Annotated in this window: 21 protein-coding genes; 14 read left to right on the top strand and 7 right to left on the bottom strand. The window is 72.5% G+C overall.

Annotated elements, in window-relative coordinates; genetic code table 11:
- Positions 1-190 precede the first annotated feature (190 nt).
- Entirely contained in the window at positions 191-580 is a 390-nt protein-coding gene (locus ACFYX0_RS06860; protein ID WP_311692071.1) for a cell division protein SepF, read from the bottom strand.
- Positions 581-973: 393 nt separating this feature from the next.
- Between ACFYX0_RS06860 and ACFYX0_RS06855 the strand changes: the two genes are divergently transcribed.
- Both ACFYX0_RS06855 and ACFYX0_RS06850 read left to right on the top strand, forming a co-directional pair.
- Positions 974-5,155, top strand: a complete 4,182-nt coding sequence (locus tag ACFYX0_RS06855) for a molybdopterin-dependent oxidoreductase (RefSeq protein WP_388967207.1) — start codon at positions 974-976, stop codon at positions 5,153-5,155.
- A 152-nt stretch (positions 5,156-5,307) separates the two neighbouring features.
- On the top strand, positions 5,308-7,128 hold the full coding sequence (locus ACFYX0_RS06850) for a hypothetical protein (protein WP_388967204.1): 1,821 nt from the start codon (positions 5,308-5,310) through the stop codon (positions 7,126-7,128).
- Between the two features lie 235 nt (positions 7,129-7,363).
- Here ACFYX0_RS06850 and ACFYX0_RS06845 read toward each other — a convergent pair whose 3' ends face one another.
- Both ACFYX0_RS06845 and ACFYX0_RS06840 read right to left on the bottom strand, forming a co-directional pair.
- Positions 7,364-8,128: a YcnI family protein gene (locus tag ACFYX0_RS06845; protein WP_388967201.1), complete on the bottom strand. Its 765-nt coding sequence runs from the start codon at positions 8,126-8,128 to the stop codon at positions 7,364-7,366.
- A 41-nt stretch (positions 8,129-8,169) separates the two neighbouring features.
- Positions 8,170-8,757: a hypothetical protein gene (locus tag ACFYX0_RS06840; protein WP_388967198.1), complete on the bottom strand. Its 588-nt coding sequence runs from the start codon at positions 8,755-8,757 to the stop codon at positions 8,170-8,172.
- Positions 8,758-8,876: 119 nt separating this feature from the next.
- On the opposite strand from ACFYX0_RS06840, the gene ACFYX0_RS06835 reads away from it, so the two are divergent.
- The 9 genes from ACFYX0_RS06835 (at position 8,877) to ACFYX0_RS06795 (ending at position 16,469) form a co-directional block, all read left to right on the top strand.
- Positions 8,877-9,275 (top strand): helix-turn-helix transcriptional regulator, encoded by a 399-nt coding sequence (locus ACFYX0_RS06835; protein ID WP_311692061.1) that lies wholly within the window; start codon positions 8,877-8,879, stop codon positions 9,273-9,275.
- A 181-nt stretch (positions 9,276-9,456) separates the two neighbouring features.
- A complete protein-coding gene (gene modA / locus ACFYX0_RS06830; protein ID WP_388967195.1) occupies positions 9,457-10,302 on the top strand; it encodes a molybdate ABC transporter substrate-binding protein in 846 nt (281 codons plus the stop codon).
- The gene (locus tag ACFYX0_RS06825; protein ID WP_388967192.1) at positions 10,299-11,150 is read left to right on the top strand and encodes an ABC transporter permease; all 852 of its coding nucleotides are present in this window, start codon (positions 10,299-10,301) and stop codon (positions 11,148-11,150) included. The genes modA and ACFYX0_RS06825 overlap by 4 nt, the downstream gene beginning before the upstream one ends.
- Before the next feature lie 64 nt (positions 11,151-11,214).
- Positions 11,215-12,303, top strand: coding sequence for an ABC transporter ATP-binding protein (locus ACFYX0_RS06820; protein WP_388967189.1), 1,089 nt, complete (start codon positions 11,215-11,217; stop codon positions 12,301-12,303).
- 154 nt (positions 12,304-12,457) lie between these two features.
- Complete coding sequence (locus ACFYX0_RS06815; RefSeq protein WP_388967186.1) at positions 12,458-12,877, top strand: molybdopterin-binding protein; 420 nt, start codon at positions 12,458-12,460, stop codon at positions 12,875-12,877.
- Positions 12,878-13,060: 183 nt separating this feature from the next.
- A complete protein-coding gene (locus ACFYX0_RS06810; RefSeq protein ID WP_355906255.1) occupies positions 13,061-13,723 on the top strand; it encodes a DedA family protein in 663 nt (220 codons plus the stop codon).
- Positions 13,720-14,370 carry a phosphatase PAP2 family protein gene (locus tag ACFYX0_RS06805; protein WP_388967183.1) on the top strand — a complete coding sequence of 217 codons (651 nt, stop codon included), beginning with the start codon at positions 13,720-13,722 and terminating at the stop codon, positions 14,368-14,370. The genes ACFYX0_RS06810 and ACFYX0_RS06805 overlap by 4 nt, the downstream gene beginning before the upstream one ends.
- A gap of 27 nt (positions 14,371-14,397) precedes the next feature.
- Positions 14,398-15,057 carry a response regulator transcription factor gene (locus tag ACFYX0_RS06800; RefSeq protein WP_388967179.1) on the top strand — a complete coding sequence of 220 codons (660 nt, stop codon included), beginning with the start codon at positions 14,398-14,400 and terminating at the stop codon, positions 15,055-15,057.
- Positions 15,054-16,469: a sensor histidine kinase gene (locus ACFYX0_RS06795; protein WP_388967176.1), complete on the top strand. Its 1,416-nt coding sequence runs from the start codon at positions 15,054-15,056 to the stop codon at positions 16,467-16,469. Before ACFYX0_RS06800 ends, ACFYX0_RS06795 begins: the two co-directional genes overlap by 4 nt.
- Here ACFYX0_RS06795 and ACFYX0_RS06790 read toward each other — a convergent pair.
- From ACFYX0_RS06790 to ACFYX0_RS06775, 4 genes are all read right to left on the bottom strand, one after another.
- The gene (locus tag ACFYX0_RS06790) at positions 16,450-17,370 is read right to left on the bottom strand and encodes a hypothetical protein (RefSeq protein WP_388967173.1); all 921 of its coding nucleotides are present in this window, start codon (positions 17,368-17,370) and stop codon (positions 16,450-16,452) included. The genes ACFYX0_RS06795 and ACFYX0_RS06790 overlap by 20 nt on opposite strands.
- Before the next feature lie 150 nt (positions 17,371-17,520).
- Positions 17,521-18,354: a hypothetical protein gene (locus ACFYX0_RS06785; protein ID WP_388967170.1), complete on the bottom strand. Its 834-nt coding sequence runs from the start codon at positions 18,352-18,354 to the stop codon at positions 17,521-17,523.
- Positions 18,355-18,416: 62 nt separating this feature from the next.
- Complete coding sequence (locus tag ACFYX0_RS06780) at positions 18,417-19,445, bottom strand: YbhN family protein (RefSeq protein ID WP_388967167.1); 1,029 nt, start codon at positions 19,443-19,445, stop codon at positions 18,417-18,419.
- Entirely contained in the window at positions 19,442-20,962 is a 1,521-nt protein-coding gene (locus tag ACFYX0_RS06775; RefSeq protein ID WP_388967163.1) for a hypothetical protein, read from the bottom strand. Before ACFYX0_RS06775 ends, ACFYX0_RS06780 begins: the two co-directional genes overlap by 4 nt.
- A gap of 251 nt (positions 20,963-21,213) precedes the next feature.
- On the opposite strand from ACFYX0_RS06775, the gene ACFYX0_RS06770 reads away from it, so the two are divergent.
- The 3 genes from ACFYX0_RS06770 (at position 21,214) to ACFYX0_RS06760 (ending at position 23,284) form a co-directional block, all read left to right on the top strand.
- Positions 21,214-21,621, top strand: coding sequence for a BlaI/MecI/CopY family transcriptional regulator (locus ACFYX0_RS06770; protein WP_355906270.1), 408 nt, complete (start codon positions 21,214-21,216; stop codon positions 21,619-21,621).
- Positions 21,618-22,520: a M48 family metalloprotease gene (locus tag ACFYX0_RS06765; protein WP_388967160.1), complete on the top strand. Its 903-nt coding sequence runs from the start codon at positions 21,618-21,620 to the stop codon at positions 22,518-22,520. The genes ACFYX0_RS06770 and ACFYX0_RS06765 overlap by 4 nt, the downstream gene beginning before the upstream one ends.
- Before the next feature lie 95 nt (positions 22,521-22,615).
- Positions 22,616-23,284 (top strand): RraA family protein, encoded by a 669-nt coding sequence (locus ACFYX0_RS06760; protein WP_388967158.1) that lies wholly within the window; start codon positions 22,616-22,618, stop codon positions 23,282-23,284.
- Positions 23,285-23,688: the final 404 nt, after the last annotated feature.

Raw genomic sequence — 23,688 nt, 5'->3', positions numbered from 1 at the left:
CTCCGCAGCCTTCCTACGATCGGGCGACCGAAGCGCCCGCACGTCGACAACCGACATCACGCCGACGACCTGTCAGCGTCCCTTAAACGCCCTTCCACGCCCGATCGGCACCTCGCCGGCACCTCGTCGACGCCCCATCGACAACTCGTCGCCCCTAGGCGCCCCGCCCTCAACCGCCAGGACCCCGGCCTCAGACGCCGGGAACCCCCGCCCCCTCGATCAGCCCTCGCACCTCGGTCCCGGGCGGGGTCAGCAGGAAGACGTTGCGGTCGACCCGGTGCATCCCGCTGGCCAGGCCGAAGACGACACCCGTGCTGAAGTCCAGCACCCGCTTGGCCACCTCGGTCTCGGCGCCCGTGAGGTCGAGCAGCACGGGCACGCCCGCCATCAGCGTCTCGGCGACCTCACGGGCGTCCGCGAACACATTGACCCGCAGGACCACGAAGCGGCGGCGCGCCTCGGTCGGTGCTTCGGGTATGGACCGGTGGCCGACCGAGGACGGCCAGGCGTCCCGGCCACGCAACGGAACGACCTGAGCGAGCCCTTCCCACTGTTCGTCGGTGACATCGTGGCTGTTCACCGGCCCTCCCCGCTGGCTCGCACTCATCGTCTGCACCGGCCAATTCTTACGCATGGTCACTCGTTCGGCCCAACAGCGACACGGGCCGCGACCCGGACCACGGCGCCCAGGGCGGCCACTCGGGCCCTTCCGCCACTCCGCCCACCGAGGCCGAAGTGGCCGTTTGCGCCGTTCCGGCCGCCGCCCGCGGCGAAGCGGCCGCTTCCACCGCACCGTCCACTCCGGCCCCACGGGCCACTCCGCCCGAACTGGCCGCTTCCGCCGCACCGCACTCCCCGGGCACCGTCCGCGCGCCCCCTCACAGCGTCCGGGCGCCCCCTGTGCAGTGCCCGTAACCCCTCAAGATCGAGGCGCATAACATCCGCGTAACCACCGGTTCCTACGGTCGTCGTCATGACCACCAGTCCCGGAACGCGGCAGATACGGACCGTCTGCTCGTACTGCGGCGTCGGCTGCGGGATCGTGCTCGACGTCGCGACCGGCGCCGACGGCCGTCGTCGCGTCGTCAAGGCGTCCGGTGACAAGGAACACCCCGCCAACCGCGGCCGGCTGTGCACGAAGGGCGCGACCACCGCGGACCTGCTGGCCGCCCCCGGGCGGCTGACCACGGCGCTCGTCCGTGCGGACCGCGGCGCTGAGCCGGTTCCCGCGTCCGTCGACGCGGCGGTCCGGGCGACCGCGCACCGGCTGCGGGAGATCGTGGACCGGCACGGTCCGGACGCGGTCGCGTTCTATGTCTCGGGGCAGCTCAGCCTGGAGGCGCAGTATCTGGCGAACAAACTCGCCAAGGGCTTCATACGGACGAACCGGATCGAGTCCAACTCGCGGCTGTGCATGGCGAGTGCGGGGGCGGGCTACAAGCTGTCGCTGGGGGCCGACGGGCCCCCGGGGTCGTACGACGACCTGGACAAGGCGGACGTCTTCCTCGTCATCGGCTCCAACATGGCCGACTGCCACCCGATCCTCTTCCTGCGGATGATGGACCGGGTCAAGGCGGGCGCCAAACTGATCGTGGTCGATCCCCGGCGCACCGCGACCGCGGCGAAGGCCGATCTGTTCCTGCAGATCCGGCCCGGGACCGATCTCGCCCTGCTCAACGGGCTGTTGCAGCTCCTGCACGAGTCCGGTCGCACGGACGACGCCTTCATCGCCCGGCACACCGAGGGCTGGGAGGCGATGCCCGGCTTCCTCGCCGGCTATCCGCCCGCGACCGTAGCGGAGATCACCGGTCTCGCCGAGTCGGACATCAGGGAGGCGGCTCGGCTCATCGGCGAGGCGAAGGAGTGGACCAGCTGCTGGACGATGGGGCTCAACCAGTCCACGCACGGGACCTGGAACACCAACGCGCTCGTCAATCTGCATCTGGCGACCGGTGCGATCTGCCGGCCGGGCAGCGGTCCGTTCTCGCTCACCGGGCAGCCCAATGCCATGGGCGGGCGCGAGATGGGTTACATGGGGCCCGGGCTCCCGGGGCAGCGGTCCGTGCTGGTGCCCGAGGAGCGGGCGTTCGTCGAGGAGTTGTGGGGGCTGCCCGTCGGCACGCTCCGCGCGGACGGGACCGGGCGCGGGACCGTCGAGATGTTCCGGAAGATGGCGGAGGGAGAGATCAAGGCCTGCTGGATCATGTGCACCAACCCCGTGGCGTCGGTGGCCAACCGGAAGACCGTCATCGAGGGGCTGGAGGCCGCGGAGTTCGTCGTCGTGCAGGACGCGTTCGCCGAGACCGAGACCAACGCGTACGCCGATGTCGTCCTGCCGGGCGCGCTGTGGAGCGAGGCGGAGGGCGTCATGGTCAACAGCGAGCGCGGACTGACGCTCGCCCGGCCCGCGCTGGATCCGCCGGGTGAGGCGACGGCCGACTGGCGGCTGATCGCGGCCGTCGCGCGCGAGATGGGGTACGGGGACGGGTTCTCGTACGACAGCGCGGAGGAGGTCTTCGAGGAGATCAGGCGGGCGTGGAACCCGAAGACCGGCTGGGATCTGCGCGGGGTGACGTACGGGCGGCTGCGCTCCGGGCCCGTGCAGTGGCCGGCCGCGCGAGAGGACGGCCCGGCGCGCAACCCCGTCCGGTACGTGGAGGACGGGCTGTCCTTTCCGACGCCGAGCGGGCGGGCGGTGTTCCATGCGCGGCCGCATCTGCCGCCCGCCGAACTGCCGGACGACGACTTCCCGTTCCTGCTCAACACCGGACGGGTGCAGCACCAGTGGCACACGCTCACGAAGACGGGGAAGGTCGCCCGGCTCAACAAGCTCAACCCCGGGCCGTTCGTGGAGGTGCACCCCGAGGACGCCGCGGCGCTCGGGGTCGCGGACGGCGATCCGGTCGAGGTCGCCTCGCGGCGCGGGCGGGCCGTCCTCCCGGCGGTGGTGACGGACCGGGTGCGGCCGGGGTGCTGTTTCGCGCCGTTCCACTGGAACGACCTGTTCGGCGAGTATCTGAGCGTCAACGCGGTGACCAGCGACGCCGTGGACGCGGTGTCGTTCCAGCCGGAGTTCAAGGTGTGCGCGGTGGCGCTGACGAAGGTGGCGGAACCGGCCGCTGCGGCAGGCGGCCCGCAGTCGGCGGCGGCCGGGGCGTCCCCGGCGGACCCGACCGCCCCCCATGGCCAGGTTCCGGCCCCTGCCGTCGCACCGCTCTCCCCCACACCGGGCGCGGCCCTGTTCCCCACCGCCCCGACCGGCGTGCCCTTCGGGTTCGTCCCCTCCCCGCCCCCGGTTCTGAGCAGCCCGGAACGCCGGTATCTGACCGGGTTCCTCACGGGCCTCGTCTCCGGCGCGCCGGGCGTGCCCGTACTGCCGCCGGACGCGCCCTTCAGCCCCGAGCACGCCCTGTGGGTCAACGGCCTCCTGGCCGGCATGTACTCCAGGTCCGGGTCCGGGAGCACGCCCCGGGAGCAGGCCGACCGTGAGGTCGTCGTGCTGTGGGCCTCGCAGACGGGGAACGCGGAGGAGTTCGCGGCGGCCACCCTGCGGCGGCTCACGGAGACCGGCCACCGGGTCACCCTGGTCGGCATGGACGAGACCGACGTACGTCAACTTCCGGACGAAGCCGATCTGTTGCTCATCACGAGCACGTTCGGCGACGGGGATCCGCCGGACAACGGCTCGGGGTTCTGGAGCGAGCTGTCCGGCCACGAGGCCCCCCGGCTCGACGGCGTGCGGTACGCCGTGCTCGCCCTCGGGGATTCCTCGTACGACGACTTCTGCGGGCACGGGCGCCGACTGGACGCGCGTCTGCACGAGTTGGGCGGAACACGTCTCGCGCCGCGCACGGACTGCGAACCCGACTACGAGCCGTCGGCGGGGGCCTGGCTGGAAGAGGTACTCGGCGCCCTGGGCGCCACGACACCCGCCCAGGCCGCCCCGGGAGCAGCGGCCCCGTCCGCACCGGGAACGCAGCCCCCGCTCCCGACGGCACCCGGTGTGAGCGAACCGGCCCCGACGGCCTTCCGGACCGGTAAGCCCGTCCCGGCCAGCGCCCGCCTCGTCGGCAACCAGCCGCTCAGCCGGCCCGGCGCGGTCAAGGAGGTGCGGCGGTTCACCTTCGACACGAGCGGGACGGACCTCTCGTACGAGACCGGGGACGCGCTCGGGGTGCACCCGGTCAACTCCCGTGCTCTGGTGGAGGAATGGCTGGAGGCGACGGGGATCGACGGCTCCACGGCGGTCGAGGCTCCGGACGGCGGCGAGATCCCCTTCGCCGACCTTCTGCAGCGGCATCTCGACATCACCCGGATCACCCCGGACCTGCTGCGTTTCGTCGCCGACCGCACCCGTGACGACCGGGAGCTGCGGCAGCTGCTGCGGCCCGACAACAAGGACGGACTGGCCCGCTGGTCCTGGGGACGGCAGGCGGTCGACGTGGTGGCGGAGCACACGGTGAAGGCGTCGGCCGAGGAGTGGACCGGGGTGCTCAAGCGGCTGCGGCCCCGGCTGTACTCGATCTCGTCGAGCCCGCTCGTCGATCCGCGCCGCGTCTCGCTGACGGTGTCCGTCGTACGTTACGAAGGCCTGCACGGACGCCGCCGGTCCGGGGTCTGCGGTGGCTTTCTCGCGGACACCGAGCCGGACACGGCGGTCCCGGTCTTCGTACAGCGCGCCCCGCACTTCCGGCCGCCCATCGACGGCTCGACACCGATGGTGATGGTGGGCCCCGGAACAGGAATCGCACCTTTCATCGGTTTTCTCCAGGAGCGCCGCGAATTGGGGCACATGGCACCGAACTGGCTGTTCTTCGGCGAACAGCACCGCGCCACGGACTTCTACTACGAGGACGAGCTGACCTCACTCCACCGGGAAGGCGTTCTCACCCGGCTCGACACCGCCTTCTCCCGCGACCAGCGCGCCAAGGTCTACGTCCAGGACCGGATGCGCGAGCACGGCCCGGAGCTGTGGCACTGGCTGCGCGACGGCGCCCGCCTCTACGTCTGCGGAGACGCCTCCCGCATGGCCAAGGACGTCGACCAGGCACTACGGGACATCGCGGCCGTGCACGGCGGCCTGAGCGAACCGGAGGCAGCCGCGTATGTGAAGCAGTTGACCGCCGAGAAGCGCTATGTGCGGGACGTCTACTAGGAGGACGGGACGGCTGCAATGACGGCAGAACCGGTCGGGGTGCGTATCCGACCAGTCGGCACACCTCTGCACATGCACTTCTTACTGCTCTCACACCGGACTCTTCACCTCCAGGCGGCCCTCGTTCATCCTGCCCCCTTACGTTCCGTGGCGTGCAGTTGGCAGAAGTGAGGCCTCCGACAAGCGGACGATGGATACGTCTGCGCCCCCTCGTGGCGTCGGACGAGCCGGACAGAACTCCCGCGCAGTGGCATCGGATCCTGACGCTGCTCGCGGACATCAGCCTGTTCATCGGTACCCGCGAGGTGTGGACCTCCGCCGCGAGCCATCAGCTGGCGATCGCCGCGGTGATCTCCCTCTGCTACGCGTCGATCCTGGTCACCGGCGTACTGACGCTGGTGGTGCGGAGCAGCCGGTCGCTGGCACGGCTCGACCTCGTCGTCCTGGTGACGGCGGTCGCCCTCGCCTACTGCGCGCTGTCCGTGAAGCACGGCTTCAGCGACGAGTCGATCCTCACCACACAGGCCGCCCGTGAGATCCTGCACGGTCACCCGGTGTACGGGCAGCCGTGGCCCTGGCTGTTCGGTCACGGCATCGCGTACACCGCGACGGTCACAGGCGGTTACGACTACACCTACGGCTACCCGCCGCTGACGGCCCTGCTGACCACTCCCCTGCTCTGGCTCGGCCACGGCGCCCTGCCGGAGACCCTGGTCACCACGACCGCGATGGTCCTCGGGGCCATCGTCATGTGGAAGATGCTGCCGACGCCGTGGCGCTCCGCGGCCACCATGGTGTGCCTCGGCTTCGGCATGGTCCCGACGTATGCCCGCCTCGGCTATCCCGCGGTCGTCGCGCTCGCCCTCCTGATCCCGGTCGTGGTCCGCTGGACGCGGATGGGCGCGGGCGGCCCGGCCGACTGGGCACGGGCCGCGTGTCTGGGCGCGGCCTGTGCCACCCAGCAACTTCCCTGGTTCCTCGCGCCGTTCCTGCTCGCCGGGGTCTTCGCGCTGCGCCGCGGTGAGCTGGGCGCGCGCGGGGCCGCCGCGGCGGTAGGACGCATCGTCGGCACAGCCGCCGGGACGTGGCTGCTGATCAACGCGTACTTCATCGTGAGCGAGCCGCGCACCTGGCTGTCGGGCATCGCGCTGCCGATCACCCAGGGCGCGGTGATCCACGGCCAGGGACTGGTCGGCATCTCCCTGTACTACACCGACGGCAGCGACCGGCTGAGCTGGTACTCGCACGCGAGCATGCTCCTGGCGGCGGGCCTGCTGGCGCTGTTCGTGCTGTTCGTGCGTCGGCTGGGGCCCGCCGCGACCGTGCTGCCGTGGTGCGCGTTCTTCCTCGCGACCCGCTCGCAGGACGGCTACTACCTGCTGATGACGCCGCTGTGGCTGGCGGCCGCCGTCACCGTGCCGCCCTCGGCCTTCACCACCGCCTGGCAGCCCCGGGTGCTGTCCGGGCGGCGGGCGGCCCGGATGGTGCTGGCCGGTGCCGTGGTGACTCCTTCGCTGGTGGCCGTGATCCTTGGGGCGACCGGCCGGCCACCGCTGCACATGCAGGCCGCCGCCGTCTCCCGGACGCCCCTGACGGTCAAGACGCTCGGGATCAGGGTGCACAACAGCGGTGACGCGGCCCTGGAGCCCCACTTCATGGTGACCACCGGGCAGGGCATGAGCCGCTACTGGAAGGTGCTCGCCGGCCCCTCGTCCGTCGCCGCCCATACGACGGTCACGTACCGGATCCAGGCGCCGGACGGCGGCTTCGCGATCCCCAAGGACGGCACCCGCATCCGGCTGCGCGCGTTCTCCGCGTCCCCGATGACCCTGTCGAGCCAGGACATCCACCTGAAGCGTGAGCAGGTGCCGTCGAAGGACACGAAGGCGTCGAAGACTTCGAAGAAGGCGAAGGGACCGAAGAAGTCGAAGAAGTCGAAGACTTCTGAGTCCTCAAAGACCTCGACGGGCTGACGGGCTCGAACCGTCCGCCCGTCGCAGTAGGCAGCCTCCTCTCCGGGTTGGTGGCCCTGCATACCGGGCGCCGCCGTCCACTGATCCAGGCGGATGCGGACTCGTCGTCAGAGCATGGCTCGGCCGGCGCCGCGGGCGTCTCCGGCTCGCCCGGTGTGACCGGTGGTCTTGCATGACAACTGGGCCGACGGGAACCGGCGCCGGCGGAAACCGGCGCCGGCGGGACGGGATCCCGTCACTCGGAGGTGGTGGTGCGGCCGCGGCCGCGGACGAGTGCGAAGGCCGCGGCGGCCAGGCCCAGGACACCGACGACCAGGCCCGCGATGCCGAGCCCGCGGGCGGTGGAGTCGCTGCTGGAGGCGGCCTTCGTGGTGGCGCCGCCCGACTTCCCGGTGTCGGTGGTGGTGCCACCGGCGGACGTGGCCGCCGGCGTGGACGCGCTGCCCTCGGCCGTGCCCTTGGCCGTCAGCGCGAGGACCGGCGCGGGGTTCTCCGGCTCGTCCCCGCCCTTCGGGGTCTCCTCGATCCAGCGGACGACGTTTCCGTCGGAGTAGGTCTGCAGCGTCTTGAAGGCCAACTGGTCGGTGTCGTCGGGGAGCTGGCCGAAGGCGACGTGGAAGTCCTGGTACTGGCCGTGCCGGATGCGCCCGCCGGTCCAGGTGATCTGGGAGACCGCGTCGGTGATGTTGCCGTCGTCCGTCTTGACCGGCGTCCTGAGCTTGGTGGTGGTCACCTGCGCGGTCCAGCCGTCCTCGGGGGTGACCAGCACGCCCAGCACCGGGTGGTCGGTGGGCAGGAAGACCTGCACCTTGGTGGTCGCGGCGGTGTCCTCCTCGTTGGGGACACGGAAGGTCAGAACGCCGTCGGTGGCGCCCTTGGCGTAGCTCTCGGGGTGGACGGTGACATGCGCGAAGGCCGCGCCCGCCGCGGCGAGGACACCGCCGGCGGTGAGAGCGGCGACGGTGCCGGCGCGGCGCAGGGTGGTACGCAGAGAGGCCATGGTTGGTGGTGCTCCGTACTCGTGCTCGAATTTTGGGGGGTTCAGATCGTGTACGGGGCAGCCATGGGCGGTCCGCGCCGGGACAGGGCGTGGCGGAGCAGCGCCTGCCGCGGGGGGCGGCGCCGGTCGGCGTACGGACGCGGGAGTCTGGCGTACGCGGGCAGAGGCGCCGTGCGCCACCAGGCGACGAGGCGCGGAACGAAGGCTACGGCCTTGCGCAGCAGGGACCACAGAGCGACCTCACCGCGTCGCAGACACCAGGCGGCCAGGAGTGCGGCGACCAGGTGCGCGGCGACGGCGTGCGAGGTCATGGCGTGCGGCTGGGCGGCCATGTGCATGCCGTGCGGCATGCCCGGCATGGGCATCGTGGTGTCCGGCGGCCCGGCCGCGTCGAAGGCGAGGTGCAGACCACCCTGCACGAGGAGCATCGCCAGGCCGATGCCGAGGAGCGAACGCTCTCGTCCGGCGAGGAGCACACCGCCCGCGAACACGGGCAGCAACCCGGCCGCGTCGACCCACAGTGCGGGCACCATGCCGGTGGCCAGGGTGTGCCCCCCGGCGGCGAGCAGGACGCAGACGACGGCGAACACCGCCGCGCGCACGCTCCGCACCGCCCAGGACACACCCATGGGGTGGGATCTTGCCATGCGGACGGCGGCGGCCACGCCGAATCTCGCAGATCCGCCGCGCCCGGGGCCGTCCGGGGCGTGTTGCGGCCGGGGCGACCGGGGCGCCTATCGTGGCGCCCATGCAGTCCTACACAATCGGGCAGGCCGCCCGTCTGCTGGGGGTGAGCCCGGACACCGCACGCCGATGGGCGGACGCGGGCAGGGTGGCGACCCGTCGCGACGAGGGCGGGCGCCGGGTCATAGACGGCAAGGATCTGGCCGCGTTCTCGGTGGAGCTGGCGCGCGGCGGCACGGGCGAGGACGACGCCCCCTCGTACACCTCCGTCCGCAACGCCTTCCCCGGCATCGTCACCGCCGTGAAGCTCGGTGACGTGGCCGCCCAGGTGGAGATCCAGGCGGGGCCGCACCGCCTGGTCTCGCTGCTGACCCGGGAGGCCGTGGAGGAACTCGGCCTGGAGGTCGGGATGGAGGCCACCGCGCGTGTGAAGTCGACGAACGTGCACATCGACCGCGCATGACACGTGGCATCCCGGCGGGGACAAGACTCCGTAGAAACGCATATGCGGGGTTCCAGAGGACGATCACCCAGTTCATGCGATGCCACAGCAGACTTACGGATGGCATCTGCGTCAGTATGATCGCCGTATCGGAGGGGTCCGGGGGATCTCTCCTGCGACGAAATAAGGGAGTGCATCCGTGATGACCCGTTCCGTGCGCCTCAACCGCCGGATGCTGCACGTGACCGGCGCGACGGTCGCCGCACTGCTGGCCCTGAGCGCCTGCTCCTCCTCGTCCGACTCGGGCTCGGGCTCCGACTCCACCAGGAAGTCGGACTCCTCCGGCTCCTCGGCGTCCTCGTCGACGAAGCTGTCCGGCACGGTCACCGTCTTCGCCGCCGCCTCCCTCAAGGAGAGCTTCACCACCCTGGGGAAGCAGTTCGAGAAGGAGCACCCCGGCACCCACGTCACCTTCAACTTCGGCGGCAGTGACACCCTCGCCGCGAGCATCACCGGCGGTGCCCCCGCCGACGTCTTCGCCGCGGCCAGCCCCAAGACCATGGCCGTCGTGACGGACAAGAAGGACGCGGCCGGCACCCCGGTCACCTTCGTGCGCAACCAGCTGGAGATCGCCACCCTGCCCGGCAACCCGGACAAGGTCGCCTCCCTCAAGGACCTCACCAAGTCCGGTCTGAAGGTCGTGCTGTGCGACAAGACCGTCCCCTGCGGTGCCGCCGCGCAGAAGGCGCTGGACGCGAGCAAGCTGAAGCTCACGCCGGTGTCGTACGAGCAGGACGTCAAAAGCGCGTTGACGAAGGTGGAGCTGAAGGAGGCCGACGCCGCGGTCGTCTACAAGACCGACGTGAAGGCGGCGGGTGACAAGGTGGAGGGCGTGGAGTTCCCCGAGTCCGCCAAGGCGGTCAACGACTACCCGATCGCCCTGCTCAAGAACGCGCCCAACGCCGAGGCGGCCAAAGCGTTCATCGCCCTCGTGCAGTCCGCCGAGGCCCGCAATGTGCTGACCGAGGCCGGGTTCCTCCAGCCGTGACGCCCACCGACACCTCCGACGCTGCGGCCCGCCCCCTTGCGGTTGGGCCGCGGCGCGGGCCTGCCTGTGGGCCGGGGGTGCCGCTGCCGTTGCTGCTGCCCGCGCTGGCCGGCCTGGCGTTTCTGCTGCTGCCGCTGGTGGCCCTGCTGATGCGGGCCCCGTGGCGCACCCTGCCCGCCCAGCTGACCGGCACGGAGGTGTGGCAGGCGCTCCAGCTGTCCCTGGTGAGCGCGACCGCCGCCACCGCGCTGAGTCTGGTGCTGGGGGTTCCGCTGGCGTGGCTGCTGGCGCGTACGGACTTCCCGGGGCGCCGTCTGGTGCGGGCCCTGGTGACCCTGCCGCTCGTGCTGCCCCCGGTGGTGGGCGGTGTCGCACTGCTGCTGGCGCTCGGGCGCAACGGGGTGGTGGGGCGGTGGCTGGACGCATGGTTCGGGATCACACTGCCGTTCACCACGGCGGGCGTGGTGGTGGCGGAGGCGTTCGTGGCGATGCCGTTCCTCGTCATCAGTGTCGAGGGCACCCTGCGGGCGGCCGATCCGCGCTACGAGGAGGCCGCCGCGACGCTCGGCGCCTCCCGCTTCACAGCCTTCCGCCGGGTCACGTTGCCGCTGGTCGCGCCCGGCATCGCGGCGGGTGCGGTGCTCGCGTGGGCCCGGGCGCTGGGCGAGTTCGGGGCGACGATCACCTTCGCGGGCAACTTCCCCGGCCGTACCCAGACGATGCCGCTGGCCGTCTATCTGGCGCTGCAGGACGACCCGGACGCGGCTATGGCCCTGAGCCTGGTGCTGCTGGCGGTGTCGATCGCGGTCCTGGCGGGGCTGCGGGACCGTTGGACGACGGCGTCATGACCGGCCGCCGCACGCCGTACGAGGAACCGTCCTACGGGCGTACGACAGCAGGGGCGGGCCCGGGATGACCGACATCGACGACACCACGGCCGCCCGGGAGGCCGGTGTCCGGGCGGAGGGCCTCGACGCCCGGCTCGTGGTCGACCGCGGCTCCTTCCGGCTGGACGTCTCGCTGTCCGCCGCGCCCGGCGACGTCATCGCCGTACTCGGCCCGAACGGCGCGGGCAAGACCACCGCGCTGCGCGCCCTCGCCGGTCTCGTCCCGCTCATCGACGGCCATCTGCGCCTGGACGGCAGGGCCCTGGACCGTACGCCGCCGGAGTCCCGCCCGGTCGGTGTGGTCTTCCAGGACTACCTGCTCTTCCCGCATCTGTCCGCGCTGGACAACGTGGCCTTCGGGCCGCGCTGCCGAGGCGCCTCCAGGGCGGAGGCGCGCAGGCAGGCCGCCGCGTGGCTGGAGCGCATGGACCTCGCCGAGCACGCGGGCGCCAAACCCCGGCGGCTCTCCGGCGGCCAGGCCCAGCGTGTCGCCCTGGCCCGGGCCCTGGCCATCCGTCCCCGGCTGCTGCTCCTCGACGAGCCGCTGGCCGCGCTCGACGCCCGTACCCGGCTCGATGTACGCGCCCAGCTGCGGCGTCATCTCGCCGAGTTCGAGGCGGTCGCGGTGCTGGTCACCCATGACCCGCTGGACGCGATGGTGCTCGCCGACCGGCTGGTCGTGGTCGAGCACGGCCGCGTCGTCCAGGAGGGCGCCCCCGGCGACATCGCCCGCCGTCCCCGCACCGACTACATCGCGCAGCTGGTCGGCCTGAACCTCTACCGGGGGCACGCCGACGGCCACATCGTGCGGCTCGACTCCGGGCCCGCGATCACCACCACGGAGGACCTCGCCGGGCCCGTCTTCGTGGCGTTCCCGCCGGGTTCCGTGACCCTGTACCGGGAGCGGCCCGGCGGCTCCAGCGCGAGGAACCTGTGGCGCTGCGAGGTCGCGGGGCTCGAGACCCATGGCGACCAGATCCGCGCCGACCTCATCGGTGAACTCCCGCTCGCCGCGGATCTGACCACCGTCGCCGCGGCCGAACTCGGTCTGCGACCGGGCGCCACGGTCTGGGCGACGGTGAAGGCGGCGCAGACACACGCATATCCGGCCTGACGCTCGCCGCACGCGCGTCCCGCCTGACGCGCCGCGCGAGCGCCGTCCGAGTGCCGCCCTGGACTCCGGCTACGGTGGGTCCGTCGGAACGGAATCCGACCTTTCGCCGCATGTCGCCGCGTTCCCCACTCCCCACGTCTCGCGAGGCGCGCCCATGAACCTGAGCATCCGCAACCAGATGCCCGGCATCGTCACATCCGTCACCCCGGGCGAGGTCATGGCGACCGTCAAGGTGAGACTGGCGGGCGGCCAGGACCTCACGGCGGCCATCACCGCGGAGGCCGTCGACGAGCTGGACCTCGCCCCCGGAGCCTCCGTGTCCGCGCTGGTCAAGTCCACGGAGGTCGCGCTCGCCAGGGCCGTGGTGGACGGCGTGTCCATCCGCAACCAGCTCCCCGGTGCCGTCGACGACGTCACCACCGGCGCGGCGATGGCGTCGGTGAAGCTCACGATCGCGGGCGGCGCCCTGACGGCCGTGATCACGAAGGACGCCGCGGAGGATCTGGGCCTGGTGGCCGGCTCCTCGGCCGTCGCCCTGATCAAGTCGACGGAGATCTCGCTCGCCACCTCCTGAGCGCGCCCGACGGCAGGCGAAGTCCACGAGCCGCGTGCCGTGCCGTTCACTCGTGACGGTGATCGAGGGAACGCCTGCCGCCCGGTTCTCGTCTACAGTTCAGTAGACGGTCTACATGATTGTAGTCAGCTCCGGGCGGGCGCCCCGTCGCGCCCGGCCTCCCGTACGGAAAGGCTCGCGACGATGACATCCCTGTCCCTGGGCTCACAGCTCGCGGTGAACGTGCTGGACGCCCAGTCACTGCTGGCGGCCTTCGGAGTCCTGGGCGTGGGCGTGGTGATGTTCGCCGAGACGGGCCTGCTGATCGGCTTCTTCCTGCCCGGCGACTCCCTGCTGTTCACGGCGGGCCTGCTGTGCACCGGCTCCGGGCAGCACGGCGTGAAGCTGTCGCTGCCCGCGCTGCTCGTCGCGGCGGCCGTGGGCGCGGTCGCCGGGTCCCAGTGCGGCTATCTGCTCGGGCGCAAGGCCGGCGGCGCGCTGCTCGCCCGCAGCCGCTCGGCCCGGCTGCACGAGGGCGCACAGCGCGCCGAGGAGCTCCTGGAGCGGTACGGACACGCGAAGGCGATCGTCCTGGCCCGCTTCGTCCCCGTGGTGCGCACGGTGCTGAACCCGATGGCCGGCGCCCTTCAGGTGCCCGTGCGGACCTTCACCGTCTGGCAGGTGGCCGGCGGCCTGGTGTGGAGCCTCGGCCTCACCCTCGCCGGGTACGCGCTGGGTTCGTCGGTGCCGAACGTCGACAGGTATCTGCTGCCGATGATCGCGGTGATCGTCGCGATCTCGCTGATCCCGCTCGCCCTGGAGCTGCTGCGCTCCCGCCGTGCCGCGAAGGAGGGGGTCCGCGGATGATGTACGCCTTCGACGGCTCGTCCATGGACGGCGACGCCTACACCGACGTGGTGGACCTGGCCCACCGCGCCCCCTCCTGGCTGGACTCCCTGGTCTCCGCCTGGTCGACGTACGGGCTCGGAGTGTTCGCCGTGCTGATGCTGGCCGCCTGGTGGCGGGCGCGCCGGGCCGGCCCGGGTCCGGCCGTGGTCGCCCTGGCGGTCCCGCTGGTGGTCGTCCTCGGGTACGCGGCGAACTCGGTGGTGAAGCTGCTGGTCCGTGAGGACCGCCCCTGCCAGAGCCTGCACGTGGTCACGCTGGAGGCTTGCCCGGCGCCGGGCGACTGGTCGTTCCCCAGCAACCACACGGCGATAGCCGCGGCGGCCGCGGTCGCCCTCATATGCGTCTCACGCCGGATCGGCTACGTCGCGCTGGTGGCGGCGGGTGCGATGGCGGCGTCCCGGGTGTGGATCGGCGCCCACTACCCGCACGACGTGATCGCCGGGTTCGTCGTCGGAGCCCTCGTCGCCTCCGTCACGATGATCCCGCTGAGCAGCCGCCCGGACACCCTGGCCCGCCGCCTGGAGACCACCCGGCTGCGCCCCCTTCTCACGGCGTCCGCGTCGGCGCCCCAAGCCGTCCCGGAGCGGGTGGGCACCCCCACGTAGTCCACGGGTAGCGAGCCACGGAGAACCATGCGCCACAAGATCCTGGTCGTCGAGGACGACCACGCGCTGCGGGACGTGCTGCTGCGCGGTCTGCGGGACGAGGAGTACGACACCGTGGCCGCCCCGGACGGCGCGACCGCGCTGCGGCTGGCCGGCGACGGCGTCTCCGCGGCCGTCCTGGACATCGGGCTGCCCGACGCCGACGGGCGGGACGTGTGCCAGGCGATCCGGGCCAACGGGTTCGCCGGGCCCGTCATCTTCCTCACGGCCCACCACCGGCTGACGGACCGGCTCTCCGGGTTCTCCGCGGGCGGCGACGACTATCTGCCCAAGCCCTTCCACCTCGCCGAACTCGCGGCCCGGCTGCGGGCGGCACTCAAGCGTGCCGGACCCCGTCCGGCCCCCGTCGGGGACCTTGTCCTGGACGCCGTCCGGTACGGTTTCACCGTGCGCGGCAGACATGTCGGGCTGACGCCGACGGAGTTCCGTCTCCTCGCGGTCCTGACGGCGGCCTCCGGGGACATCGTGCGCCGGCGCGAGCTGATACGGGCGGGCTGGTCCGAGGGCGCCCACGTCAGCGACAACACCCTGGACCAGTATCTGACCCGGCTGCGCCGCAAGCTGCGGGAGTCGGGCAGCGGGCTGACGATCGGCACCGCGCGCGGCATCGGCCACCGGCTGTCATGACGACCCGGTCCGCCCCGCCGAGGCCGCCCATGGCCCGGCCGGCGTCGCTTCTGGCCCGGCTGGGGCCGCATACCCTGCGGGGCCGGCTCTCCCTGGTGGCGCTCACCACGGCCGCGCTCATCATGGTGATCCTCACAGTCGTCTTCAACGCCGTCGTACGGCAGCATCTCCAGCGCCAGGCGGACGACGAGCTGCGCACCCGGGCGGCGGCGGTCGCCACGACGATCGACACCAGGGGCCCGCAGGTGCGGGTCCTGGAGACCGCCAACGACGCGCTCCTCGACGCCAATGTGTGGATCTACGCCGGTGCCCGTCTGCTGGAACAGCCCTCCTCGACCACGGCGCACGGACCGCTGACCCGTGTCGCGGACGCCCTGGTGGCCCGTGGCGGCCCGGACTGCGTCACCGCCGACGCCCACGGCCGCGGACCCGTCCGGCTGTGCGCCCGGCCCGTGTCGCCTCGTGCGGGAGAGCGCGCGGCCACGGTCGTCACCGCCCTGGACCTGTCGCCGTACCGGAGTTCGGCGGACACCCTGCTGCTGGGGTCCCTCGTCCTGGACACCGTGATGCTCGCGTGCACCTACGCGCTCACGCGCCTGGCGGTCGGGCGGGCCCTGCGGCCCGTGCGCACGATGACGGACCAGGCCACCCAGTGGGGTGCCGTGGCCTCCGAGGAGCGGTTCGGGGCGATCCGGCAGCCGATCGAACTCGCCCGCCTGGGTGGCTCGTTGGACGCGCTCCTCGACCGCATCCGGGCGGTGCTGCGCCATGAGCGCCAGCTGACCGCGGAGCTGTCGCACGAACTGCGCACACCGCTCAGCCGGATCGTCGCCGAGCTGGACTGGTGGCAGGCCCGGCCGCGTACGGGCGCCGAGACCAGGGCCACGCACGCGGTGATCGCCGACGCCGCCCAGTCGATGCGCACCATCTGCGACACCCTGCTCGACGACGCCCGGGAGGGCGCGCCCACGGCTCCCGGCACGGCCCGAGTGCTGCCGGTGCTGCGGCAGCTCGCCGCGGGCCTCGACCGCCCGGCCCGGGTGACGGCCGAGGTCCGCGTGAAGGACGAGCTGCTGGAGGCGGGCGTCCAGGCCGCGCTGCTCGAACGGATCGTCAGCCCGCTGCTCGGCAACGCCCTGCGCTACGCCCGCGCGCACATCACCGTGGAGGCCCGGCGCACGCGGGACGGCGTACGCATCGACGTCACGGACGACGGCCCCGGGGTGCCGAAGTCGTTCGCCGGGCGGCTCTTCCAGCCTGGGCAGCGGGCCGACCCGGACGACGGGCACGGCGGGGCGGGTCTGGGGCTGCCGCTGGCGCGACGGCTGGCCCGCTCCGTCGGCGGGGAGGTGCACCACGATCCGGGGCACGGCCCGGGCGCACGGTTCGTGGTCAGCCTGCCCGCTGGGTGACCGGCTCCCTCCCGCCGGCATCCGGCGCGAGCGCGGCGCCCCGCCTGCGTTCCTGAAGGTGGGCGTAGGCCATCAGGCCGAACAGGACCGCGAGGAGCACGGCGGACGAGCCCGCGGTGCCGAGGTCCAGGCCGCCCTTGGCGACCGGCTTGGTGAGGAAGTCACCGGCGGTGGCACCGAGCGGGCGGGTGAGGACGAAGGCGATCCAGAACAGCAGCACATTGGGCACCGAGGGGACCCGCATCAGGACCACGAGCACCGCGAGCAGACCGGTCACGAGCAGCGCCCCGCCCGCGTAGCCGAGGCCGGAGCTGTCGGAGAGGAAGTCGCCCATCGAGGTGCCGAGCGTGTTGGAGACGAGGATCGCCGACCAGAACAGGGCCTCGCCCTGGAAGCTGACAATGTCGCGGATCCGGAAGGTCATCCCGGTCAGCTTCCAGATCGCGAAGATGACGAGCAGGACCGAGACGAGAAGGGCGGCTCCGGCGGGGTAGCCGAGTCCCAGGCCCTGGGGGCCCCAGCCGAGCGAGGTGGCGCCGTTCGAGAGGTACGCGGCACTGGCGTCGCGGTTCATGAAGTCGGACATGGTGGTGCCGGCCATGCTGGTCGACAGGATCACGGTCCAGTAGAAGAAGGGGTTGTAGCGGGCGGAGCGCAGTTGGACGACCAGGGTCACCACGAAGACCAGGAACAGCGCGACGGTGGTGAGGAAGTAGCCCAGCCCGAGGGTCTGGGAGAACAGGTCGCCCGCGGTCTCGCCCAGGGTGGTCGCCGCGATCTTCATGATCCAGAAGGCCAGGGTGACCTCCGGGAGCTTCTTCACCACGCTCTTCAGTGCCTCTTGCCGCAGCTCCGCGCCGTCGGGGCCGGTGCGGGTCGCGGACTTCTCCGTCTTCTCCATGTGCGGACACTCCTGTTCGTGCCACGACGCGGGGCGCTCGTCATGGCGAGCGCCCCGCGCGGACGGTGGGGACGACCGCGCACGGCGGCCGCGTCGGTGTCCGACCCTGTCAATGGTGACCTGAATCGATCCTGAATGTGTGATGAGTCGTCACACCGCGTGTTCGGCGGCGCGTTCGGGTTCGATGACGTCCTTGCGGGTCACCGAGAGGCGGATGACCAGGCCGAGGATGACCAGGAGGAACAGTGCGCTGGTCACCACGGTGCCCAGGCCGAGGCCGCCGTCGCCGGTCGGCTGGGAGAGGTAATCACCCATCGAGGCGCCCAGCGGACGGGTGAGGATGTACGCGATCCAGAAGCTCCCCACGGCGCCCAGGCCGAGAGCGAAGCGGGCCATCGCCACGGCGGCGATCGCCGCGGCGAACAGAACGGCGGAGACCCAGTAGCCCAGGTCCATCCGCTCGGCGACGAGGTCGCCCGCCGAGGTGCCCAGGGCGAAGGTGAACAGGACCGCCAGCCAGTAGAAGGTCTCGCGGCGGGTGGAGTCGATGTGGTGGATGGACAGGGTCCGCTCGGCGCGGTACCAGGCGGCGAACACGATCGCGAGGACGATCGCGAACACCGTGGTGGTGGTCGTCAGCGGCACGCCCATGTTGTCGGTGAGGTTGTCGCTGACCAGGGTGCCGACGACGCTGATCAGGGCCACGGCGAGCCAGTACACGCCGGGGCGGTAGGCCCGGGTGCGGAACTGGACGACGAGCACGACCGCGAGCAGCGCGCTCATCAGCAGCGACACACCGGTGAGCCCGAGCCCCGCCTTCTCGTTGAGCAGATCCGCCGCGGTCTCGCCGACGGTCGTGCACAGGACCTTGATGATCCAGAAGTAGGCGGTGACTTCGGGGACCTTGTTCCAGCGTGTGCGGGGAGCGGGCGCGGCTGCGGCGGGGTCCCGCGGCCCCGCTGTGTCGGGTATCTCATGGCTCATGGGGCCCGACGCTGCCACCGGGAACCTGAACTCATCCTGACTGCCGCCCGGCAGCCGCCGGATCACAGGGCCTTGCGGCGTACGAGCAGGCCGAGCACCACCAGGCCGGGGACGAGCGGCAGCCACACCGTCAGCAGCCGGTAGCCGAGGACCACGGAGGCCGCCGCGCTGCCGGGCACTCCGGCGAGCGTGAGCGCGAGCGCCAGCGCGGCGTCGAGGGACCCGATGCCGCCCGGCGTGGGCAGCAGGACCGCCGCGCTGCTGGCCGCGAGGTAGGCCAGCGCCACCCGCTCCGGGGGCACGGGCAGGCCGAGGGAGCAGGTGACCGCGATGACCACCAGAGCGTGCAGCGAGGGGAAGGCCAGGGATCCGCCCCACAGGGCGGCCGCCCGGGCGGGCAGCCGGTGCACGGCCCGTACGTCCGCCGACACGGTTCGCACCGCGCGCCGCAGCGGTCCGGACAGCAGCAGCAACGGGAGCGCGGAGGTCGCGAGCAGTGCCGCCGTCACCACGGTCGGGGAGACGCGCGGCAGCCGCAGCAGTCCGGGTCCGGCGAGGGCGAGGGCGGCGATCAGTGCGCCGCGGGCCACGGTCCCGGCGGTGGCCTTGACCGCGAGCGCGGTCGCCGAGCGGGGCACGGACAGTCCGCAGCGGGTCAGAAAGCGCACATTGACGGCGCCCGCGCCGAGGCCCGCGGGCAGCACATGGTTGGCGGCGGAGGCGGCGAACTGTGCCGCCACCAGCCGTCCGCCGGGCAGCGCCTCGGTCACCGCGCCCTGCTGGGCGAGGGCCGAGCAGGCCCAGGTCGAGGCCGCGGCCGTCGCGCCGAGCAGCAGCCAGCCCGGGTCGGCGCCCGCGAGCCGGGCGGCGCCCGCCTCGATCACGGGCCAGTGGCGCCGGGCGAGCAGCGCGGTGCCCACGAGCACCACGAGGGTGACGGCGGCGTGCCAGGAGGCGCGTGCCGGCCGGACCCGGGGCCGGGCGCGCGCCGCCGCCGGAGTCTCGTAAACCTCGGGGACCTCGGAGACCTCGGAGACCTCGGGGACCTCGGGGACCTCGGGAGTCTCCTTCGTGGTCGTCGGCGGCGTCATCGGTGTCCGCCCGGGGCTGTCGAGCGGCTGGTCCTGGGGGCGATGTACAAGCGGATGCCGTCGAAGGAGTGGGCGCGCCAGCCATGGGTGTACGCCGGTGGACGGCCCGTGGAGGTGCCCAGATACGCGACGGGCATGCGCTGTGCGGTGCGTGTGATGCCGGCGGGGGTGCTGTTGGCGTTGCTGCCGCTGGTCGCCGCCGAGGAGCAGCCGGCGTAGAAGGCGATCGGGACGGAGTCGTTCCCGGTGAGCAGACAGGGCGGGCGGAGGCCCAGCCGGTGCAGTTCGGCGACGGTGCGGGACCAGCCGTGGCGATCGGCGTCGGTGCGGGCCACGGTGCGGTGCAGGACCGTGAACTGCACCACCAGATGGCCCGCCAGCCCGAGCGCCACGAGCGTCCCGACCAGGGGCCGCCACCGGCCGTCCGGCACGGTGACCAGATCGAGGAGGCCGTCGGCGACCGGAATCGCGAGGAGGGCATAGGAGGGGAGCAGGAAGCGGGGCGCCGCGTACCCGATCAGGAAGAGGTAGGGGAAGGCCGCGGTCGCCGCGCAGGCCAGTGGCACCACGGTGCGGGCCGGGCGCCGGTCCCCGACCGCGACGAACGCCGCGAGCACGGCGAGCAGGGGCAGCGCGAACCACCAGGCGGTCACCGCGGGGTTGGGCAGCGGGCCGGTGCACGGGCGGCACAGCGCGCGTCCGGCGAGGCTGCGCAGCTGGTCGGCGACGGCGATGTCCCAGCCCAGGCCGCCCTGGATCCGGGAGCCCTCGGACAGGCGGCGCAGCAGTCCCCCGTAGTCGGCGACATACGCCTCGGTGATCCACTCGGCCGCCCCGAGGACCAGCCCGGCCAGCAGTGCGTACAGCAGTGCGCGGCGCCGCCATCGGCGCAGGAACACCACGACGACCAGCAGGGGCGTGGCGATCCACAGGGCGTCCGTGGGCCGCATCCACGCCATGAGCGCGGCGCTCGCGGCGACCCCCCACACGGCCGCCCGGTCGGTCGGGTCGGCGTGGGCGCGCAGGAAGCAGCCGGTGCCGGCGAGGGCGCCGATCGCGACCCAGTAGTTGGGCATGGCCTGCGGGCCGTAGAACAGGGTGATCCACAGGCTCCCGAACAGGGCGCCGCCGAACACCAGCACCCGGACCGGGAAGAGCCCGCGCCAGGCGCGCAGGGCGAGGTACAGGGCGGCCCCGGCCAGCACCGCCACATAGACCCGGAGCAGCGCGGTGGACGAGGACCACAGGGTGACGGGCGCGACCAGCAGGGATATGCCCCGGGCGCGCGGTGCGCTGAAGTACGCGGCGGGGGCGTGGGCGCTGACCTGGCTGACGTACACCGTCTCGTCCCAGCCGAGCCCCATGCCCGGCCCTACGAGGACGAGCTGGGCCAGGGTGAAGGCGCCCGCCACCACGGCGATCAGGCCCGGGCCGCGGTCGCGCCACGAGGTGCCGGCGACCGACGGTCCGGCGTACCGGCGGACTCCTGCGAGCGCGATGTTCGAGCTGTTGGCCACGGCCCACCCCTCACTTCCCTACAGACCGTAGGGGCCTCACACCCTACAAGCCGTAGGGTGACGGCGTGAGTCGGGAATGAAGTCGGCAAAACACGGACAAGCTATCCCGTATGGAAGGGCGTTGCAGGACCAAGCGGCTCGCCACACCGGTCACAGCGCATCGCATTGCGCCGAACGGGTGATCCGGGCCGCACCCGTTGGCCTCCACCGCTGGTACAGGCGGCTTCCCTACGCGCTGTAAGGTTGCGGGCATGGCTGGCAGAGGCCCCCAGGGCAGGGCGGAACGGCGCAGCGCCGGCGAGTTGGAGAGCGAGGTGCTCGCCACGCTGTGGGCCACCGAGCAGGCACTCACCCCCGCCGAGATCCAGGCCGACATCGGCGGCGGCCTCGCCTACAACACCGTGCACACCATCCTGAAGCGTCTCTACGACAAGGGCCTCGTGCTGCGCGACGTGGACGGGCGGCGCGGCGCCTACCGGCCCGCCAAGAACGCGGCCCAGCTCACCGCCGAGGCCATGCACGAGGCCCTCGACCGCGGGCCCGACCCGATCGCCACGCTCCAGCAGTTCGTGACCGGACTGAGCCCCGAGGAGGAGCAGGCCCTGCGCGAACTCCTGGGCGGGGGTGCACACCGGCAACCGAACGGGGGCGCCGCATGAAGATCGACGTCTACCTGCCGATCCTGCTCTCACTACTGCTGGCCGTGGTCGGTCCCGTGGTCGGCCGGCGGGTGGCGCCCGCGCTCGCGGCCCGGGTGCTGACCGCGTCCGCCCTGTTCACCGCGGCCGCCACCACCTGGTCGCTGCTCCTGCTCGCCGTCACCCTGATCGACCGGGCCCAGCCCGTCGCGGCGGACGCCCGCGCCGACGGCCACCGGTTGCCCGACCCGGTCCCGGAGACGGTCGCCGTGGCCGCCGCACTGGCCCTCGTCCTGGTCGCCGTGCGGGTGTACCGCACCGCCCGTGCCGAGCGCCTCACCCGGCGCGCGCTGCGCGGCCTGTGCGCCGGGCATCCGCCGGACACCGAGCTGATCGTCGCCGCCTCACCCGTACCGCAGGCGTTCGCCATCCCCGGCAGCGGTGGCGCACCGGGCCGGATCCTGGTCACCTCGGCCATGCTCAGCGCCCTCGAACCCGCCGAGCGCCGTGTGCTGCTGGCCCATGAGCGCACCCATCTGCGCCACCGGCACGCCCTGCTGGTGACCGCCATGACGCTCGCCACCGCGGCCGACCCGCTGCTCGCTCCCGTCCGCACCACGGTCGCGTTCCTGGTCGAGCGCTGGGCGGACGAAGAGGCGGCCGACGCCGTCGGCGACCGCTCCACCACGGCCCGGGCCCTCGCGCGCGCCGCGCTGAGCGCGGGCCGCCGGGCCCCGGTGTGCGCACTGCACTTCACCGACCGCGCGGTCAGCCGCCGCATCGCCGCCCTCCAGGTCGCTCCGCTCCCGCATCTGTGGCCGCTCGCCGCGACGACACTGGCGCTCGGGGCGCTGCCGGCACTGGGGGCCGCGGACGCCACCAGCGATCTCCTGCAACTGCTCACACACCTGTTCATGTGACCCGGCCGACATCTCCGGCGTGCGGATGTGCGCCGTCTGTTCCGCCGTCATGCGCCGGGCGTAGATTCGATGATCCACTCGAACGGAGGGATCCCATGAGCGACATCATCGAATCCGGCGACGGGTTCCGGGACGTCCCGACGACCACGCTCGCCGATCTGCTCGGCCGCGGGCAGGTCATGGACATCGGCATCCGCCCGCTGTGGTCCGGTGCCCCGCGTGTGGCCGGTCCCGCGTTCACGGTGCGCTGCCCTCCCGGCGACAACCTGATGCTGCACGCGGCCATCCACCGTGCCGAGCCCGGCCAGGTCATCGTCGTCGAGTCCGGGGACGTGGACCACGCCCTGGCCGGTGGCAACGTCTGCGCGGTCGCCCAGCGCCGGGGCGTCACCGCGTTCGTGGCCGACGGGGTCATCCGAGATCTCGCGGAGGTGCGCGAGAGGGGCTTCCCCGTCTTCGCCCGGGGCGTCATCCCCATCCCGGGCGCCAAGAACGCCGTGGAACCCCTCAACACCGAGGTGCGGTGCGGCGGTGTGCAGGTGCGTCCCGGGGACATCGTGGTGGCCGACGAGGAGGGCGTCGTGGTGGTTCCGGCGGACCGCCGCGAGGAGATACTCGCCGCCGCCCGGAAGAAGCTGGCGAAGGAGGCGGACGAAACCCTGGACGCCTGGGAGAAGGCGCACCGGGCGAAGATCGACGCCCTGCTGGCCGAGCGGGGCTTCGCGGACCACGCCGCAGCTGACACTCCGTCCACCGGCGTCTGAGCAATCGCCCGGCAGGGTCACTCGCCACCACACGGGGGAATCGAACAACCTCACGCACACCATTCCCCCTAGGGCGGCTTGCGGCGAAGCGTGTCACTCGAACCTTTGTCCGAGAATTCGCTCCCGGGTACCCGTTACGAGTTCATGATCGGGGCGGTTGTTCGGGCGACTGTTCGGCAGTCCCGCCCGCATCGCCCGAGCCCTGGAGGAATCATGAACCCCGTCCCCGCCCCTGCCGCCGCTCACCCGGTGTTCGAGAATCGGCCCGCGCGCCCCGTCGCCGCCGGGCGCGGAGTTGACGTCCGCGCCCGGGCCGGTGCCGCCGCACGGCCCGCAGATGTCCGCGCCCTGACCCGTGACGCCGTCCGTTCCTCCTCATCACGTCCGGCACCGAGGAGGGAGGC

This window comes from Streptomyces sp. NPDC002573 (assembly GCF_042889625.1).
Taxonomy (GTDB): domain Bacteria; phylum Actinomycetota; class Actinomycetes; order Streptomycetales; family Streptomycetaceae; genus Streptomyces; species Streptomyces gibsoniae.
This window is presented reverse-complemented; position numbering and strand designations above follow the sequence as displayed.